The organism is Paenibacillus sp. FSL P4-0176 (assembly GCF_037975265.1).
GTDB lineage: Bacteria > Bacillota > Bacilli > Paenibacillales > Paenibacillaceae > Paenibacillus > Paenibacillus amylolyticus.
In genome coordinates, this window is sequence record NZ_CP150242.1 from 5,283,099 (window position 1) to 5,299,057 (window position 15,959).

12 protein-coding genes are annotated in these 15,959 nt (G+C 43.8%); 3 read left to right on the forward strand and 9 right to left on the reverse strand.

The features are described 5' to 3' along the window. Positions 1-38 precede the first annotated feature (38 nt). Positions 39-515, reverse strand: a complete 477-nt coding sequence (locus MKY95_RS24575; protein WP_026080959.1) for a DUF6790 family protein — start codon at positions 513-515, stop codon at positions 39-41. Between the two features lie 423 nt (positions 516-938). Here MKY95_RS24575 and MKY95_RS24580 point away from each other — a divergent pair, with 423 nt between their 5' ends. Together MKY95_RS24580 and MKY95_RS24585 are read left to right on the forward strand one after the other, a co-directional pair. Continuing rightward, entirely contained in the window at positions 939-1,364 is a 426-nt protein-coding gene (locus tag MKY95_RS24580) for an Rrf2 family transcriptional regulator (protein WP_036668516.1), read from the forward strand. 110 nt (positions 1,365-1,474) lie between these two features. Beyond that, positions 1,475-2,332, forward strand: coding sequence for an SDR family oxidoreductase (locus MKY95_RS24585; protein WP_076318832.1), 858 nt, complete (start codon positions 1,475-1,477; stop codon positions 2,330-2,332). A 188-nt stretch (positions 2,333-2,520) separates the two neighbouring features. Here MKY95_RS24585 and MKY95_RS24590 read toward each other — a convergent pair whose 3' ends face one another. The 7 genes from MKY95_RS24590 to MKY95_RS24620 all read right to left on the reverse strand — a co-directional run bounded on the left by MKY95_RS24590 (position 2,521) and on the right by MKY95_RS24620 (position 14,259). Beyond that, positions 2,521-3,060: an RNA 2'-phosphotransferase gene (locus tag MKY95_RS24590; RefSeq protein ID WP_047844448.1), complete on the reverse strand. Its 540-nt coding sequence runs from the start codon at positions 3,058-3,060 to the stop codon at positions 2,521-2,523. 31 nt (positions 3,061-3,091) lie between these two features. After that, positions 3,092-3,532 (reverse strand): Imm48 family immunity protein, encoded by a 441-nt coding sequence (imm48, locus tag MKY95_RS24595; RefSeq protein ID WP_053061631.1) that lies wholly within the window; start codon positions 3,530-3,532, stop codon positions 3,092-3,094. A 91-nt stretch (positions 3,533-3,623) separates the two neighbouring features. Continuing rightward, the gene (locus MKY95_RS24600) at positions 3,624-4,865 is read right to left on the reverse strand and encodes a hypothetical protein (protein WP_076318831.1); all 1,242 of its coding nucleotides are present in this window, start codon (positions 4,863-4,865) and stop codon (positions 3,624-3,626) included. A gap of 182 nt (positions 4,866-5,047) precedes the next feature. Then, positions 5,048-10,684: a S8 family serine peptidase gene (locus MKY95_RS24605; RefSeq protein ID WP_076318830.1), complete on the reverse strand. Its 5,637-nt coding sequence runs from the start codon at positions 10,682-10,684 to the stop codon at positions 5,048-5,050. Between the two features lie 552 nt (positions 10,685-11,236). Then, positions 11,237-12,226 carry a serine/threonine-protein kinase gene (locus MKY95_RS24610; protein WP_047843836.1) on the reverse strand — a complete coding sequence of 330 codons (990 nt, stop codon included), beginning with the start codon at positions 12,224-12,226 and terminating at the stop codon, positions 11,237-11,239. A gap of 299 nt (positions 12,227-12,525) precedes the next feature. Further along, the gene (locus MKY95_RS24615; protein ID WP_036668513.1) at positions 12,526-13,395 is read right to left on the reverse strand and encodes an alpha/beta hydrolase; all 870 of its coding nucleotides are present in this window, start codon (positions 13,393-13,395) and stop codon (positions 12,526-12,528) included. Between the two features lie 210 nt (positions 13,396-13,605). Then, positions 13,606-14,259, reverse strand: a complete 654-nt coding sequence (locus tag MKY95_RS24620) for a ribonuclease H family protein (protein WP_047843837.1) — start codon at positions 14,257-14,259, stop codon at positions 13,606-13,608. A 154-nt stretch (positions 14,260-14,413) separates the two neighbouring features. On the opposite strand from MKY95_RS24620, the gene MKY95_RS24625 reads away from it, so the two are divergent. Continuing rightward, a complete protein-coding gene (locus tag MKY95_RS24625; RefSeq protein WP_339194823.1) occupies positions 14,414-15,046 on the forward strand; it encodes a DUF421 domain-containing protein in 633 nt (210 codons plus the stop codon). Between the two features lie 144 nt (positions 15,047-15,190). On the opposite strand, the gene MKY95_RS24630 is transcribed toward MKY95_RS24625, so the two are convergent. Next, the gene (locus tag MKY95_RS24630) at positions 15,191-15,958 is read right to left on the reverse strand and encodes an ABC transporter ATP-binding protein (RefSeq protein ID WP_339194826.1); all 768 of its coding nucleotides are present in this window, start codon (positions 15,956-15,958) and stop codon (positions 15,191-15,193) included. Between the last annotated feature and the right edge of the window lies 1 nt (position 15,959).

The window sequence follows — 15,959 nt, forward strand, 5'->3', positions numbered from 1 at the left end:
GAGATTCAAGCTGTGTAAGGCAAAAAATCAGTTACAGCTTAGTGCATTACCCAGATTCCACCAGCCAATACGGAGAGAACCGTGATAAACGTTTGATACACCACATCCATAATGAGATTCCCGATACTGTCTCCATCTGCCTTGCGATTTTTAATCATGACATAAGTATGTGACCAAAGACCACTTAATCCGTATATGTACATCGTTACCAATACACCAACCCAAAAGTTCCCTTGGAACCAAATGGCCATAATCCCCATAACTCCAAGCCCTACCTGGGAAAAACCGTATTTAACCTGAAATGGTCCACCAGGCCATCCTAACATTTTGGCTGTTTGATCCGCTCTGGCAATGTTGACAACATAACCAATCACTCCAACCAATCCAAACGTAACCACAAACTGATGAAGCAGCAACACCCTGCTAATCTCGCTCATTTCCCCGGGAAAACCTAACACATATAGGTGTACTCCCCCTGAAATTAGACCTAACAACCATAGAACCAAAAACCACATGCCTGTCCCACTCCCGCCGTTTGTTATTTGGAATCATTTGTAACTAAATGTACAATCTTGTAGTTAAACACATTATATAATCGCTTTTACATTTGTCAATTCATACATAATTTTCTAGTTTGTCGAAGCTTTTGTCATTTTTCTTCTTCTGTACGCAAACAAGAAAACCATATAGTTCCATTTAACTTGAAAATAATAGGAATTTAGCCCTATTATTACATTAAAAGGTTTGAAACCTACTTCTTTTTTAACGCATCAAAAGAACCACAACTCATTTATTTGACATAGCTGATAGTTCAATTATCATCTGTTTGATCATCTACGATTACAGAACAACAGCAACTATCCATTAAAATATAATATAAAGGAATTGACATCCGATCTCTTTGTAACTATTATAGTTACAACGGTGGTGATTATCCCATGAGACAAATCAGCAGTCGCTTTTCCATTGCGGTTCATACCCTGTCCCTGATCGCTGTTATGCCCAATGAATGCACCGGAGATGTGATCGCGCAGAGTGTGAATACAAATCCCGTGATTATTCGGCGGATTATGTCCAAGCTGAAACAGGCTGGACTGATTGACGTCAGACCCGGTGTGGGTGGTGCTTCCTTGTTGAAAGATCCAGCCGACATTACCCTTCTTGATGTATATCGAGCGCTTGAGGTGGTGGAGGATGGGGAATTGTTTAACTTTCACAAACATCCGAATCCGAAATGTCCGGTCGGCAACATGATTGAACACACCTTGCGTGCCGAACTCATTGAGGCTCAGACAGCCATGGAACAGCGCTTGAATCGTGTAACCATACAACAGATGATGGATCAGATTCATGTCTCTGAATAAAAAAGCTCATAATGAGCTTTTTTTAACCCTTTCGTTGTAATCACACCTGTTATAACAATTTTGATTACATCCATATGCAAGCAAAACACATATCATAGGAGGAAAAGAAAATGAAAATTTTGGTTACTGGCGCAACAGGTCAATTGGGTTCACTGGTTGTAGAGGCATTGTTAAAAAACAATTCTGCCAAGGATGTGGCAGTAAGTGTACGTAATCCAGAAAAAGCGGAAACATTCCGCGCTCAAGGCGTTGACGTACGTCACGGTGATTTCGATCAACCGGAGACGTTGGAGAAAGCTTTCGCTGGTGTAGACCGTCTGTTGCTCATCTCAACTGATGGTGACAATGAAACGCGTATTCGCCAACATCAGGCTGCCATTGACGCTGCCAAGAGCGCAGGCGTGGGTTTCATCGCTTATACAAGCGTTGTGAATGCAGAGAAAAATACCCTTTCCCTGGCGGAAGTTCACCGCGCCACAGAAAAAGCTATTCTTGAATCCGGCATACCGTATTCCTTCCTGCGCAACAACTGGTACCTGGAAAATGAAGCAGGCAGTGTGCAAGCAGCTACGCAAGGTGCACCTTGGGTTCATGCCACCAATGACAGCCAAGTAGGCTGGGCTACCCGCAGTGACTACGCCCATGCTGCAGCAGCTGTACTTGCAGGTGAAGGACATGAGAATACCGTGTATGAATTGTCCGGCAAACTACGCACGCAAGCTGAACTGGCTGCCATTGTTGGTGAAGTGCTTGGGCAGGAAATCAACGTGCAAAACGTGGACGATGCCGCTTACGCTGACATCATGAAAGGTGCAGGTCTACCAGACTTTGTCGTATCCATGCTCGTTGATATGCAAGGTGCCATCCGTGAAGGCGCGCTGGCTGTAGAAAGTGATAATTTAGAGAAATTGCTTGGCCGTCCGGCTCAGCCACTTAGCGAAAGTATTAAAGCAATTGTAGGCAAGTAAGTTTTGAATATGAGAAAGGGACACACCAACAAATGTTGGATGCGTCCCTTTTTTTGGTTTGGTGTAGCTAACGATCAATACAACGATATCCCCGTTGAACGGATGACTGTACACTCAACCCATTCATTGTGACTGCTGTAATTCGAGATAGGTATTTATGTTTTCCACAACAGTTCATCGCTCACTGCTCACTGCTCAACAATATAACGTGCGGGAATGTGATCGGCCAGCCAGATATTTTCGTTTCCATAATAAAAAAGGATTCCGTCTGTGGCCGCTTGAGCAGCATTGATTCTCAAAATGACAGGCTGATCATCCCGTCTTCGTCCCACCTGATTGGCCGTATCGATATCTGCGGACAGATGTACATATTGCCTTTGCCGTGGCTGTAAGCCATGTTCCATAATAGAATGCACTGCGCGTGCCGGGGTCCCATGGTACAGAGTTTCCGGTGGCTCAGCAGATAACTTTGATATCTTATGGGGGGTCGAATGTCCATACAATGCCCGAATGCGGCCAGAACGGATTTCATGTCTCTTTTTCTCCGAGGCTTGAATCATCTGCTCCAGATCAACTTGCGTGACTCCCTTCCACTGCGGACTTTCATGTAAAGCCACCAGCAATTGCGAGATCTCCACCCAACCCTCTTCGTCCAGTTCCAGTTCATACTCCCATGGTGAATGTCGCAGAGCGTATGAGAGTTCCTTGCTTAATTTCATCAGATCCAATGCAATCATCTCCCACATCTAATAAAACCGTCTATTTTTGCGATTGAACCGCGGTTAAAATCTCCTGAATGTTACGTTCCAATCCTTCATCATCTTCCTGATTGAATTGGCGGTGTCCATCAATCCCACGTTGGATAATCGTATTCATCACCGGATGAACCTCACGATCAGAAGCCACCCGAATCAGATCATCGGCAAAATCAACCGCCTGCTGTTCACTGTAATTAAACGGTTTAATCAGCATCCGAATGCTCAAGGCATGGGCCTGCGGCTCCGCCAGCTGATCCCGATGAGTGATGCCATACACCGCGCCAAAACCAAAAGCAGCCATGACCTGACGCTCCAGTTCTGTTGTCTGTTCCAAAGGCGTGCCGATCAGCTCACACATTTTGTCCACCATCTGCTCCAACTCGTTTGCTGCCGCAGCCAGAATTACGTCATTAATATCGTCAGCGTTGATAAATTCAGTCATATTGGTTTTCTCCATTTCTGCACCGTATTTGATCCATTCTCTCAGACTCTATGAGAACATTGTATCGGAGTTGGGGTGTTCGTTTCAAATCTTATATAAGTGAAGTCGCTTGTGATTCAAAACGATTTTTTGCAAGTCTGAGCGCCTTTTCCTTTTCACCATGATCCATATAGTAATGAAACAATATCCCTTCATAACGTTCAGCAAGATACTGGGAACCAAGTTCACGATAATAAGGAAGAATTCGCTCTTCTATCATTTCATAATACGCTTGCTCCTGCCCTTGTAAAATGACAGACTGGAGTTCCAATTCCATATAACTTGCGTCTGAAATAAGTTTAGAATTGTGCAAGGCTTCCAAAGACATGTCCAACAGTTTGTTTGCAGGAATGAGGTTCCCTAGCCTATTCGATTCTATGTAATTATTGAGTACCATCAGGTATAACGGTTGTTTCTCCGGAATGATATCAAGCGCTTGCCTGTACCAGTGAGCAGCATCCTCATATTGCTTCCGCCGGTTATATTCATAACCCAGATTGTTCAACAGCTTTGCTTTTCGGTCAGGGAGCCCACAATCATCACTAATCCGAATCAGATTCTCATATCTGCGTTTCGTCTCAGGAAAATCATGATACTCACGTGAATTGAGCTGAACCAGCATAATGGTTTCAGTGTCAATGATCCGCACCATATTGAGCGTTTTCCGAAAATGCTGGATAGCTTTCTCGGCGTAATAGTACGACGTAATATTCGAATATATCGAGTGATATGCCAAAGACAAATGATAGAAGTACTCATGATTCGTATATTTGGACTGATTAATTGAAGTTAACGTCTGGATGGAATTGCTATAGTGTCCTGTAAGGAAATAATAAATCCCCATCACATGATGATAAAAATAATGTTCATATGAATGCTCCGATTCATCCGGAATCTCAACTTCGGCTATAAGTCTCTCGGCTTCATCGATATTATTCATAAACAAGTAAAATCGGATCTGCAGCAAGTCATAGGATAAACGCAGGTCAGGTATACCTTTTAACGGTTCCACTTCCAACTTGTCTTTGAGACGAATAGCTTCGGCAGTTCTCTGCATAATAATGGCCTCTTGCCATGAATCCAGCAGATCATTCATTTGATGATATCTCGCTACTTCCCTTGCCATATCAATACATAGTCGATCACAGAGCATGTCCATAATTTCTTGGGAATACTCTGTCATTCCCCGTTCAATTTTGCTCAGATGTGTGACTGAACAGATTCCTTTCACCAGTTCGCCTTGAGTTCGTTTATTCTTCTCCCGGTAAAATTTAATAATCTTCCCTTCAATCATCACTACACCTCATTTTAATCCATCATTTTATTCCTAATTATAGGGTTCGAATATGGACTCTGCCAGTTATATATTGGAGTCTGATGTACTTGGGAAGAGAATTTTAGAAGCTCACTTAGATAAAATAACAAAAAAATAAGAGGGCCTCCTAATGCTGGAGGAACCTCTTATCCTTGTACTTCTTATTTCAGCAACGAAAGTAAATTGTGAACCGTTTGGGCCGTTTCGGCACGTGTAGCACTATTTTTCGGTTTGAATTGCCCACCAGTAGAACCGTTCATTACACCAAGCTCGGAAGCTTTCGCCGCAGCTTCTTTTGCCCAAGATGCAATGTTTGCTTCATCCGTATAACCGGCATCAGCCGACTGGGTATGATTTGATTGGGATTGGTATTCGTATGCTCTCATCATGAGCACTGCCATTTCTTCACGTGAAATAGTTTGGGTCGGAGCAAACTTATCATTCGCTATTCCCTGAACCAGACCTGCTTGATATGCCGCAGCCACGCTGTCTGCATACCAGGCATCCTTACTCACATCACCAAATGGCAAATCGTTACCTTTCACCTCTAAACCAAGGGTTCTCACGATTAAAGCGGCGAATTCGGCACGAGTCGTTTGACCTTGTGGATCAAACGCAGTCTCTGTTTTGCCTGTCAGCACATGTTTCGCCGAAAGAAACTTGATGGCTTCACTTGCCCAATGCGTTGGTGCCACGTCTTCGAAGGATTTATCGTAAGCGAACGCTACATACGTGCCCATATCAGACAATTGGGAAGTAACGGTACCCTTCTCTTCATCAACGATCCCACCTGCGTAATCCCATTGATCCGCAGATGAATCTTCATTATACATTCCAATCAGATCGCTGTTTAACCTTCTGTCGTAAAAGAGTGTCAGCGTAACATCTTCAGGAAGCGAGGACAGAGATAATTTCTCACTGGAAACCTGGAGATACAGTTCAACGTCATAAGCAACACCTGCGGTTATCCATGTGAGACCTTGTTTTGTTTCTGGTGCTTTCACATCTTGTTTCATTATATCCAAAATGATCTTGCCACCAGCAGCACCAGAACCTCCTTTGGTTTGCAGTTCTTTCAATACGCTAGATGGAATGGTGAGTGATAATACACCTTGCTGAGAAAGTGTGAGTGAATTCGCACCCAACAAATCCCCCGCATTAACAGGCAGCTCAATCTTTTTACCGACTATAATATCCACATTTGCGGTACCGTTTGTCACTGCTTTCAATTCTTTTTCTGTAATGACCTGATTTTGGCTTGGATCTGGGTCTGTGGTTGGTGCAGGGGTCGTAGACGATCCGCCGCCACCGTTATTTCCCGAACCGCCCCCATTATTACCAGAACCACCATTGTTCATTTCCTGAATTTTATTGAGGAAATACCCTAAGTCTTTGTCCCCAATTTGCAAAACAGGCTTCTTGGTAGAATAGTTAGCAGTCATTCCAAAGTTATTCGTAATATAATTCACTTCGGCGTCTCCTACAGAGCCATCCTGGTCAATATCGGCGATTTCATCCGAAGTATGATAATGTTTCGTTACAAGCTCCATGTCATAGATATCGATGACTCCATCCCCATTAATATCTCCTGCATACGTAAAGTCGGACGAGTTCATTTGATTGAGGCCATAATATTCGCCATCAATCGTCTTGCTCAGAACCACTGCCAGCTTGGAAGGTAAATGACCCGGAACTCGTGTGTAGATGGTCGTCATTTCTCCTGTTGCCGGAATCCCATCGATAAGGAACTCACCATAATTTTGCACAGTCCCCTCATATTTCTCACCGGAAGCCGTCTCGGCATAAACTTCAATGCCCATTTCCGAATAGTCATTTTCAAAATCCAGATACTCTCCATCGACCATAAAAGCTTCTGGACGTACAAAACCATATGTTCTTGATGATTTGGAGATCACTTCATAACTGTCTGTGTTAAACGCGGTTAATGCCAATTTCTCTTCGTTCTCTTTCATACCAACAGTCGTATATTTCACTTCAAGTAATGGTACGTCGCTTTTCTTAAAATAATATTCATCCTTGGTTACATCAAAGACAACATGGAACAAATCAAGATCACCTGTGATTCCTTCAAAGGACCCACCTGAGATGGATGCCTCAAAGCTGAGTTCTCTTTGGTCCACTACAGGATCACTGAATTTCACTTCGGCACCTGTTGCATCCAGTAATGCCTGCAGTTCAGGCGTGGGTTCAATCCGATTAAATTGTTTGTAGTCATACATCGATTCCAGAGTAAACGAAATACCGTTTAACTTCTCCACATCGTTCAATTGAATGGTCTGGGTAATGGTATCTCCTTTACGCACTTGGTCTTTGTCATATTTACTGGTCACATAAGGTTTGCCTTCAGAGATAAACCCATAGCGATGGTCCTTAACGGCATTTGCCGCTGTACCCACATCCAATCCAAAGAGTCGAAGTTCGTAACCATTATCATATTCTTCTTTGGTAATACCAAATGACACGTTTCCATCTTTAGAAACAGACAATTCGCCCGAATAGAAAGGACTGCCATTCTCGTAGAAAATGATACGATTGGAAGATTGATCATAAGCGGTAATCCCATTATCAACAAAAGTTTGAACTGTTGAATCGATAGCTGTGCCATCATACCAGACGCCCTGTCCACCTTCCCTTTCCGTGAGCATACTATCATTGAGCTCGTATACGCCAGGCTCTATACCCAAATCAATCTCGGGGGCTGTATTATCCACAACTACCAATGTTTCATATGAATACTGCTTGGCGTCCGAATCCGCCCCGATGAACTCAAGTGTGTAGCTGCCCTCAGGGACAAAACGTGCAACGTTGGAGATCTCCCCGTTTTCAATCGGAAATGCATAACCTCTAAACACATTCAGCATCAGATATTCCACTCCCGGAAGCATGGACTGCGAATTCAAGGTACCTACAAACCCGATTTCCTCGTTTGTTTCGCGATCCTTCAGCAATACATCCACAGAATCAATGGGACTTCCCAATTGAATAGCACTCAGTGTAATACGATTCAGGAACTGGTGAAATGGAGTATCGTTTGTGATGGATGGAGGAATCAATTCCACGGAATTAATGCCCTTTTCACTAATACGGATGGAGAATGGGATCTGAATATGATCCGCCGCATTTTCCGTATCCAGATATACATATCCTTCATAACGACCACTTGGCGTGTCCTGTGGTATATCCACTGAAACAGTCATCTCTTCCGTACTTCCGCCACTTACAGTAATGGATTCTGGCAGATGAACATTTAAGTTCATATCGTTTAACAGCTTCATGGAAGTGTTATATGTTTTGGTACGGTCCCCTTTATTCTCGATCTTAACTGTCCGGCTGTCAGATACGTTTTTCCGGCCGTTTTCTTCCAGATATGCACTATCAAATACGATGGAACCTGTAATTTCATCAATCAGGATGGATTCGTCATTCGAGAAGTGAATCGTTTTATCCTGAACTTTGGCAAATACGGACGTGTGGACTGCCCGGTACGGATCTACTCGGCCTGCACCTACTTCATACACGGAATAATTCCCGTCCAGATCGACAGCCGTATTCATAAGAGCAGTCTTCACATCAAAAGGTGTATATTCTTCATGTGCCTGGAGCATAAGTGCAGCAATACCCGCCATATGCGGGGTTGCCATGGAAGTACCCGAAATTCGTGCATAGGCAATATTATAATTCTCGCCCGTATGATCATTCACAAATACAGGATAGGTTGAAAAAACAGCTACGCCCGGAGCTACGATATCAGGTTTAATATCATCATTCACGGCAGCTGGACCTCGGGAACTGAAATCGGCCAGTTTATTGCCTTCCGTAACGGTTTGGCCTGCTGCGCCAAAGGTGACCGTCACACCGTTCAACTCTTTTAGTTTTTCTCCAAGCTCTCTCATCATTTGGAATGTAGGAATATACCCGTTCATTTCACCCAAATAATTAGGGATTGTTCCTTCAACATTATTATATATAATTGCTGCTGCCGCCCCTGCTTTTCTTGCGTTAACAATCTTGGCATCGAGCGCAATGTCTCCCCGAGCGATTAGGGCCACTTTGCCTTGCACATCAATACCTTCAAAATCAAAAGCATTACCAAGCCCTGCATAAACAAGTTCGTAGGTTTTGCCTTCAAGCGTGGTCAGATCGTCAGTAAAATCTTTACCAAACAGAGGTAACACCTCAGTATAAGTTGCAGCAGGTGCTTCTTCTGCTGCTGGTGGTGCCTCTACTTCTGCATCAGGTGCATCTTCTACTGATAGTGGAGTTTCTACATCTGCTGCTGGTGTCTCTTCTCCTGTTGCCGATGCTTCTACATCTGCTGCAGATGGTTCTTCTGCTGTTGGTGGCGCTTCTTCTTCCTCTGCGGGCGCCACTTCTTCCTCTACAGTTGTTTCCTCACCCTGAACAGGTTCTTCTTCTTCCATTACAGGTGGTTCCTCTGTCTCTCCCTCGCCTGGATTGTTATACACGTCCAGAGTCACAGTAGCCGTAGGAAGGGTTAACGGAACATCGGAAGCACCAATCGTAATGGCCAGCGCGCTTGCTCCCGGTGTACCTAAAGTACCTTCATTGGGTCCATCATTACCAGCTGCAACCATACTCACCACGCCTTGCAGCATCGCATTATTCAGTGCGATCGAAGAAGGATCCAGCGGATCATTCGTGGCAGCCCCTAAGGATAGATTGATAACATCAAGTTCATCTTCAATGGCCTTGTCAATTCCGGCAATAATGCCACTCATCTCACCACTTCCACCAGGGCCAAGTACACGATACACATATAAGTCTACGTCTGGAGCAACACCTTTTACAGCATACCCCACGTCATTTTTGGCCTGACCAGCGATGGTTCCCGATACGTGTGTTCCATGGGAAGTATAATAATCTTCTGCTAATACACCTTGCTCCTTATAACCTGAATCTTCCCAATCTTTATAGGTCGTCTCCATCGGGTCAGCATCGTTATCAACAAAGTCCCATCCTTTAACTGTCGTTGGATCAACTTGCTTTGGATCCTCACCCGCATGAGCGCGATACCCTTTATACGCCCCTGTTAAATCTGGATGATTATAATCAATTCCGGTATCCAGTACACCCACTTTGATTCCCTTACCAGTGATGCCCTCTTCATGAAGGTTGTCTATGCCAAGATATGGCACACTATCAGCCATTCGAGGTTGCATTCCGGATGCAGATGCAAATTCACTTGATGTGTCTGTCTCTGGCAGATCAAGTACCACTTCCTGGTCAGCCCATACTTTTTTCACAACTCCGGATTTCATCAAGTCTTCTACGGCTACGCCAGGGACTGTTAACGCAACACCATTTAGTGCGGTTTCATACTCCTGAGTGATTTGGATCGAGGCAGCATCATAAGATAGCCCTCTCTTCTGCTGCAATGACTTAATGTGCTGCTTGAATTGCTGATGATTTTGTTTTACTCTGCTTGCGGCCGTAAGCTCTGACAACTTCTCATTGACTAGTCTAGCCCGTTTCAATGCAACGGCAGCGGGTTCACTTTTGAATTGGATGATCACTTGGACCAAATCGTTACTTTTGGTATTCACCTTGGGGTCGATCACTTCACCATCCATGACTTGAAGCTGGTTCAAAGCTTGTCTTTCTTCTGGCGTAAGTGATTGTAGAATGGACTTAGCGCTTTCACTCTGCTGTAGAGGACCATAAGAAGGTGCTGCGTAAGCAGGAAAGGAGAACATGGAAGACAATATGACTCCTGCTGCTACTAAACCGGATAACCATCGGGTTGATTTTCGTTTCATTTCATACCTCCTGCGATTTACGATCAGATTAGGCTTATCGTATTCCGCAGCGTAGGGGATGTAAATTGGGGTAATTGAGTAGGTTAATAGATGAATCAGTTTGTTACCCTTCGGAAAAATTTACATATAAATAGACCGAATTATCTAATTTAGTGACTTTATTTAACGAATTCAGGATTCTATCCTTTTATTCACAACTTAAACTGATAAACAAGTTTCTTTAGACCTAAAATCACTTTCGAAAATGAAGAGTTTTTTCAAAAATAAATTACTTTTTTTGTTAATTTTTGTTTGGATTCAATTTAAAATCTTTATAAAAAACGCAAAAAAGCTCACACCATTGTTCTAAACAGAACGAGGCATGTGAGATTTTTTAACGTATATCTCGAATAGATGACATTGGTAAACGATGATGTATTCTATAAACTATAAAAGAAACAAGCCAGTTCGCCCCATATGTACGGGTAAGAACTGGCTTGTTTCTATTACACCTATTTAACGGTTATGCTTTTATTTAAGCGTATCTACTTTAGTAACATAGGTCATGACTGCTTACGCCGTCTCATGTTGCTTTTTCGACTCCACTTCATAGACCTGCGTATGTTCATTCTCGGCTAAAGACCATTCCACTGTACCTGGCTTGCGCACTTTCCATACCCAGGCTTGAACTCGCAGCGAGCTTCTGACCCAAGCTAAGGAAGCACAGCGTTTCTCAGAACGAACCGTCAACCCCCAATGAATAACACGAGCGAGCCAAGGATTCACATACTCATTATGTGAGCGAACAGATGGCAATTCATCCTGGAACAACCGCTGTTTCACGTCCATAGGAGGTTGCCCGCATGTCCAATAATGGAGCAGAGCTGCCAAACTATAGATGTCCGACATCGGTCCTTGACTGGATTTCTCTGAATAAAACTCTAGCGGAGAATAACCTGCCGATGTAAATATCACCTGTTTCTCTCCAGATTGCATCGGCCAACGGGTAGCTGAGCCAAAGTCCAGAAGTTTGGGTGTACCATCCTCCATAACCATAATGTTGGAAGGTTTCACATCCCGGTGAAGAATGCCTTGCTTATGTATGTAATCCAATGTATCCACCAGTGGAAGCAGCGTCTCCGTTATGAAGGCAGCATCAAGAGCATGATTATGTTCATTCAAATACTCGGTCAATGTGATTCCCGTGCAGTATTCCATAACCAGATACCCCGTACCATTCGCTTCAAAATGATCCAAATACGATACAATATGAGGATGATCCAGTTTCGATAACAGTTCACCTTCGAGCAGAAATGCAGCCAGTAACTCCTGATATTGCCCACCGTATCCTCGTGAAGAGCAGAACACCCCTCGCTTGTCTGCCTGCCGTTCAGCCATTCTCTGTGGAAAAAATTCCTTAATGGCTACTTTGGCACCTGTATTACGATCTCGCCCTGCATATACAATAGCCAACTCACTGCTGGCTAATACCTGTCTTACCTGATATGTATCATTTATAATCACATTGCGCTGCAATGCCATTTTGCAATTGTCTTTTCTCATAACAGACCTCTTTTCAACCTTGTCGATCGGAAGACTTTCCGCGTAAATGCATCACTTGGTTTAACCAGTCAGCAATTCATCGCCAACTATACATATAAACCAAATGATGCAATTTGAAACACCTTAACGCGAAATATTTAAATATTAATGATATCAAGCCTTCTTCGTTCTACTGCTAATCCCTATCCACACTATTCTATAGAAGAAAAGCATTCTCTTATATAGAGTATCGACAGATGGATGTAATTACTTTATTAAACTGGAGAAAAACATTTCCCATCCTTCATTTACAGCTTTTATTAATAATTATTCTGTAAAAAACGTCCTATTTCCTCGTTCATCTGAACCAATACGTCCTGTGAAGGGAAATGTCCTGTATCATACTTGATGGCTTCTACATTCGTAATAATCTTTTGAGCTCGCTCAATACACTTATCCGCAGGGAAAAAGACATCCTTCTCTCCTACCAATAACAAGGTTGGTGACGTATAATTCACCAGTTCTTCCCGCTCCGTAAGCTTGGGCAGATCCTGATCTATGCTGACGTATTTAAAAAGTTTGCCGATAATGTTTTTATCCATTTCTTTCATGCAGTTGCACGACATGTTGTCCGTAATTTTTTGCAAAGAAGATGGTGAAGACGTCATGCGGTACTTGACGAGTGGCAGCGTGATATCCTGAGCTGTTTTAATTTTGGAGTTGACCGCAAGACCCGCAGGAGCAACCAATACGGCACACGAGATGCGTTCCGGAATATAGGTAGCCAGTCTGAGGATAATGCCTCCTCCAAACGATGGACCGATAAATGCACTCTTTTCAATATCATAGTGATCTAACAGATCCGATACCCATAATGCCAAGCTATCAAACCGTGTCGAGATACTCGCTTCCTCACTATAACCAGGATGACCAATCGTATCAGGAGCAATAATCCGGTATTCTTTAAATAAAGAAGAGAACCAGGACAACGTCATCGGATTCACACAATTACCGCCTTGGAGAATAAATAACGGCTTGCCATCTAGAGGACCCGTCAGTAAAACATGCGTCTTGCCAAAACGCGTCTCTACATACTCCCGAGTAAATTTCTCACCCAACTCGTTCAAATAAATCTCATACTCTTCAAGTATACTGCTCTTGCCTTCTTCACTTCTATAAATGGAACTCATGTCTGCCTCCTGCAATATATACTCAAATACCCCATGCTATTGAATGGACTTGCTAATCAGTGGACCAAAAAGATAAAGAGGGCCTGCAGATGACAGGCTCCTCCATATGTTTAACTAATCATATTCAGATGATTATAGAGCGGAAACTGGAAATTGTAAATAACGATTCTAATAGACCAGAAATAAAGGAGGCATCCTTTGGAAAAATCCCTACTTCCGGCCGTAATCTGCCTTGATTTCGCCCCACTGCTTGGTCTGCCATTTTAGCACTTTATTGCTGTACGTATTCGTCTGGAGCCACTGCTCCGCACGATCAATCATCAGCCAGATCTCTTCCGTGGAGTTGTCCCGTGCTAATGTCGTGGCTACTTTTTTCTGCTTTAGCCATTTCATGGCATTGACCGAGTCGGTATACACCGTTTTGGTACTGCCTTCTTTTTTCAGATGTGCAAGGGCATGTACAATGGCCAAAAATTCGCCCAGATTGTTCGTGCCTTTGGAGATCGGTCCGACGGAGAAAATAACCTCACCGGTGCGGGTGTCTACCCCTTTGTATTCTACAGGTCCGGGGTTACCACGTGTGCCCACATCAACAGAGACGCTGTCGTAATCCACTTCCTCTGACGTTTCCATGCCAGCACTTCTTCCGCTACCAGCCGACTTTGTCTTCGACGCTCCGCCTGCACTTGAACCCCAGTTCCCTTTCCATCCAGCACGATACGCTTCTTCTGCGGCTGTTTTGGACTCATAGGATTTATATTTTGCTCCAGTATAATGATCCGTCTGCGCTTTGCAATCTGCCCATGTGTTATACACACCCGGCTTCTTGCCTTCCCAGACAACATAGTATTTCTGTTTTGCCACTGTAACCCGCTCCTTTGTTCACTTCATCAATACCCTATTGTAAACGATCTGGTGGGCGGAATGAAAGCTATGGATTTAGCCATCTGCATAATTCCTCCAACTCCAGAACAGTCTAAGAAACAAAGCGCATACTGGAATAGAAAGGAATATACGTATGGACTGGATATGGAAATCTGTTTTACTTGTACTTATCGGCATGATTCTGCTGCGAATTGCAGGACGCAAGTCGATCTCACAGATGAGTGTCGCCACAACGGTCATCATGATCTCCATCGGAACAACGATTGTACAACCCATCGCAAATCATGAGCTTGGCAAAGCGATTGGATCAGCATCGGTCTTCATTTTGACATTGCTTGTGGTGGAACAACTGCAATTGAAATTTAATATTTTTGAACGGTTAATGAGTGGCAGTTCCAAAATCGTGGTAGAGGACGGAATGGTCATTATCCCGAATCTGAAACGTATGCGTTATACGATGGATCAGCTTGAGATGCATATGCGACAGCACGGAATTACAAGTGTAGATGATCTGGAGACGGCGACGGTGGAACCCAATGGTCAACTCGGTTATGTCCTGAAACGACATGCTCGTCCCGTGACGATTGGAGATCTGGAAGAGATCCTACGAAGTTATGCAATTACAGGTAGTAGTCCAGCAACGGGAGAACACCCCCAACAAGACAACAGCAGCAAGTCTTCAACGCATAGCGATAACTCCTCAGATATTTTTCAAGAAGTTAGCAAAGGTGCTCATGCTCATCCCGTTGATCCTAAGCTTCAATAGTTGATCCCTACCCCCACCTAAAAAACAAAAGACCGGCCCTGTGAGCACTCAACAACATCGCTCCAACAGGCACGGTCTATTTTCACTTCAATTGATTATTTCGAAAGATTGCTCCGGGTCATCCAAACGAAGATATAGTCCCAATCAACGTGTACTCAGGTAAGCGATGCCCAGACCGCCTGTAACCGGATTTGTATAGATTTCACAATCGACATCAAATACCTCACCAATCATCTCGCGAGTCAGAATATCAGCCGGTTTGCCATGGACCACAATCTGGCCCTTTTTCACCACATAGAGATAATCGCAATATTCTGCGGCGAGTTCGAGATCATGCAGCGCTGCCAATATGCCAATGCCGAGTCCACGGACAATATTTAGAATCTGAAGCTGGTATTTGATGTCCAGATGGTTCGTCGGCTCGTCCAGGATCAGGAATTGGGGTTGCTGTGCCAAGACACGTGCCAAGACCACACGCTGTTTCTCTCCACCAGACAGAGACACGTAATTGCGGTCTGCATATCCAGTCAGATGTACTTTTTCCAAAGCCTGCCCGACGATTTCATGATCCCGTTCATTATCCGTCTCCAGCATTTTTTTGTGCGGGGTACGGCCCATCATGACCATCTCACGCACCGTAAAATCAAAACTCAATTCATTAAACTGGCCAACAACGCCCATGTGTCTGGAAACAAGCTTTGGACTGGATTTGAGAATATCGGTATTGTCCAGAAAAACCTTACCTTGCTGCGGTTTGATCACTTTATAAATGCTCTTGAGCAGTGTTGACTTGCCACAACCATTGGGTCCGATCAGTCCAACGAACTGTTTACCGTTCACCTGTAATGAAATATCCTTGATGATGTCCGTGTTCAGCACAGAGATGGATACATTTTCTACGTTCAGCTTCATC

What these genes read in the sequence shown, in the direction of transcription:
- MKY95_RS24575 (WP_026080959.1), bottom strand. Translation starts at nt 515, where the DNA reads ATGTGGTTTTTGGTTCTATGGTTGTTAGGTCTAATTTCAGGGGGAGTA.
- MKY95_RS24580 (WP_036668516.1), top strand. Translation starts at nt 939, where the DNA reads ATGAGACAAATCAGCAGTCGCTTTTCCATTGCGGTTCATACCCTGTCC.
- MKY95_RS24585 (WP_076318832.1), top strand. Translation starts at nt 1,475, where the DNA reads ATGAAAATTTTGGTTACTGGCGCAACAGGTCAATTGGGTTCACTGGTT.
- imm48 (WP_053061631.1), bottom strand. Translation starts at nt 3,532, where the DNA reads ATGACTGAATTTATCAACGCTGACGATATTAATGACGTAATTCTGGCT.
- MKY95_RS24600 (WP_076318831.1), bottom strand. Translation starts at nt 4,865, where the DNA reads ATGATTGAAGGGAAGATTATTAAATTTTACCGGGAGAAGAATAAACGA.
- MKY95_RS24605 (WP_076318830.1), bottom strand. Translation starts at nt 10,684, where the DNA reads ATGAAACGAAAATCAACCCGATGGTTATCCGGTTTAGTAGCAGCAGGA.
- MKY95_RS24610 (WP_047843836.1), bottom strand. Translation starts at nt 12,226, where the DNA reads ATGAGAAAAGACAATTGCAAAATGGCATTGCAGCGCAATGTGATTATA.
- MKY95_RS24615 (WP_036668513.1), bottom strand. Translation starts at nt 13,395, where the DNA reads ATGAGTTCCATTTATAGAAGTGAAGAAGGCAAGAGCAGTATACTTGAA.
- MKY95_RS24625 (WP_339194823.1), top strand. Translation starts at nt 14,414, where the DNA reads ATGGACTGGATATGGAAATCTGTTTTACTTGTACTTATCGGCATGATT.
- MKY95_RS24630 (WP_339194826.1), bottom strand. Translation starts at nt 15,958, where the DNA reads ATGAAGCTGAACGTAGAAAATGTATCCATCTCTGTGCTGAACACGGAC.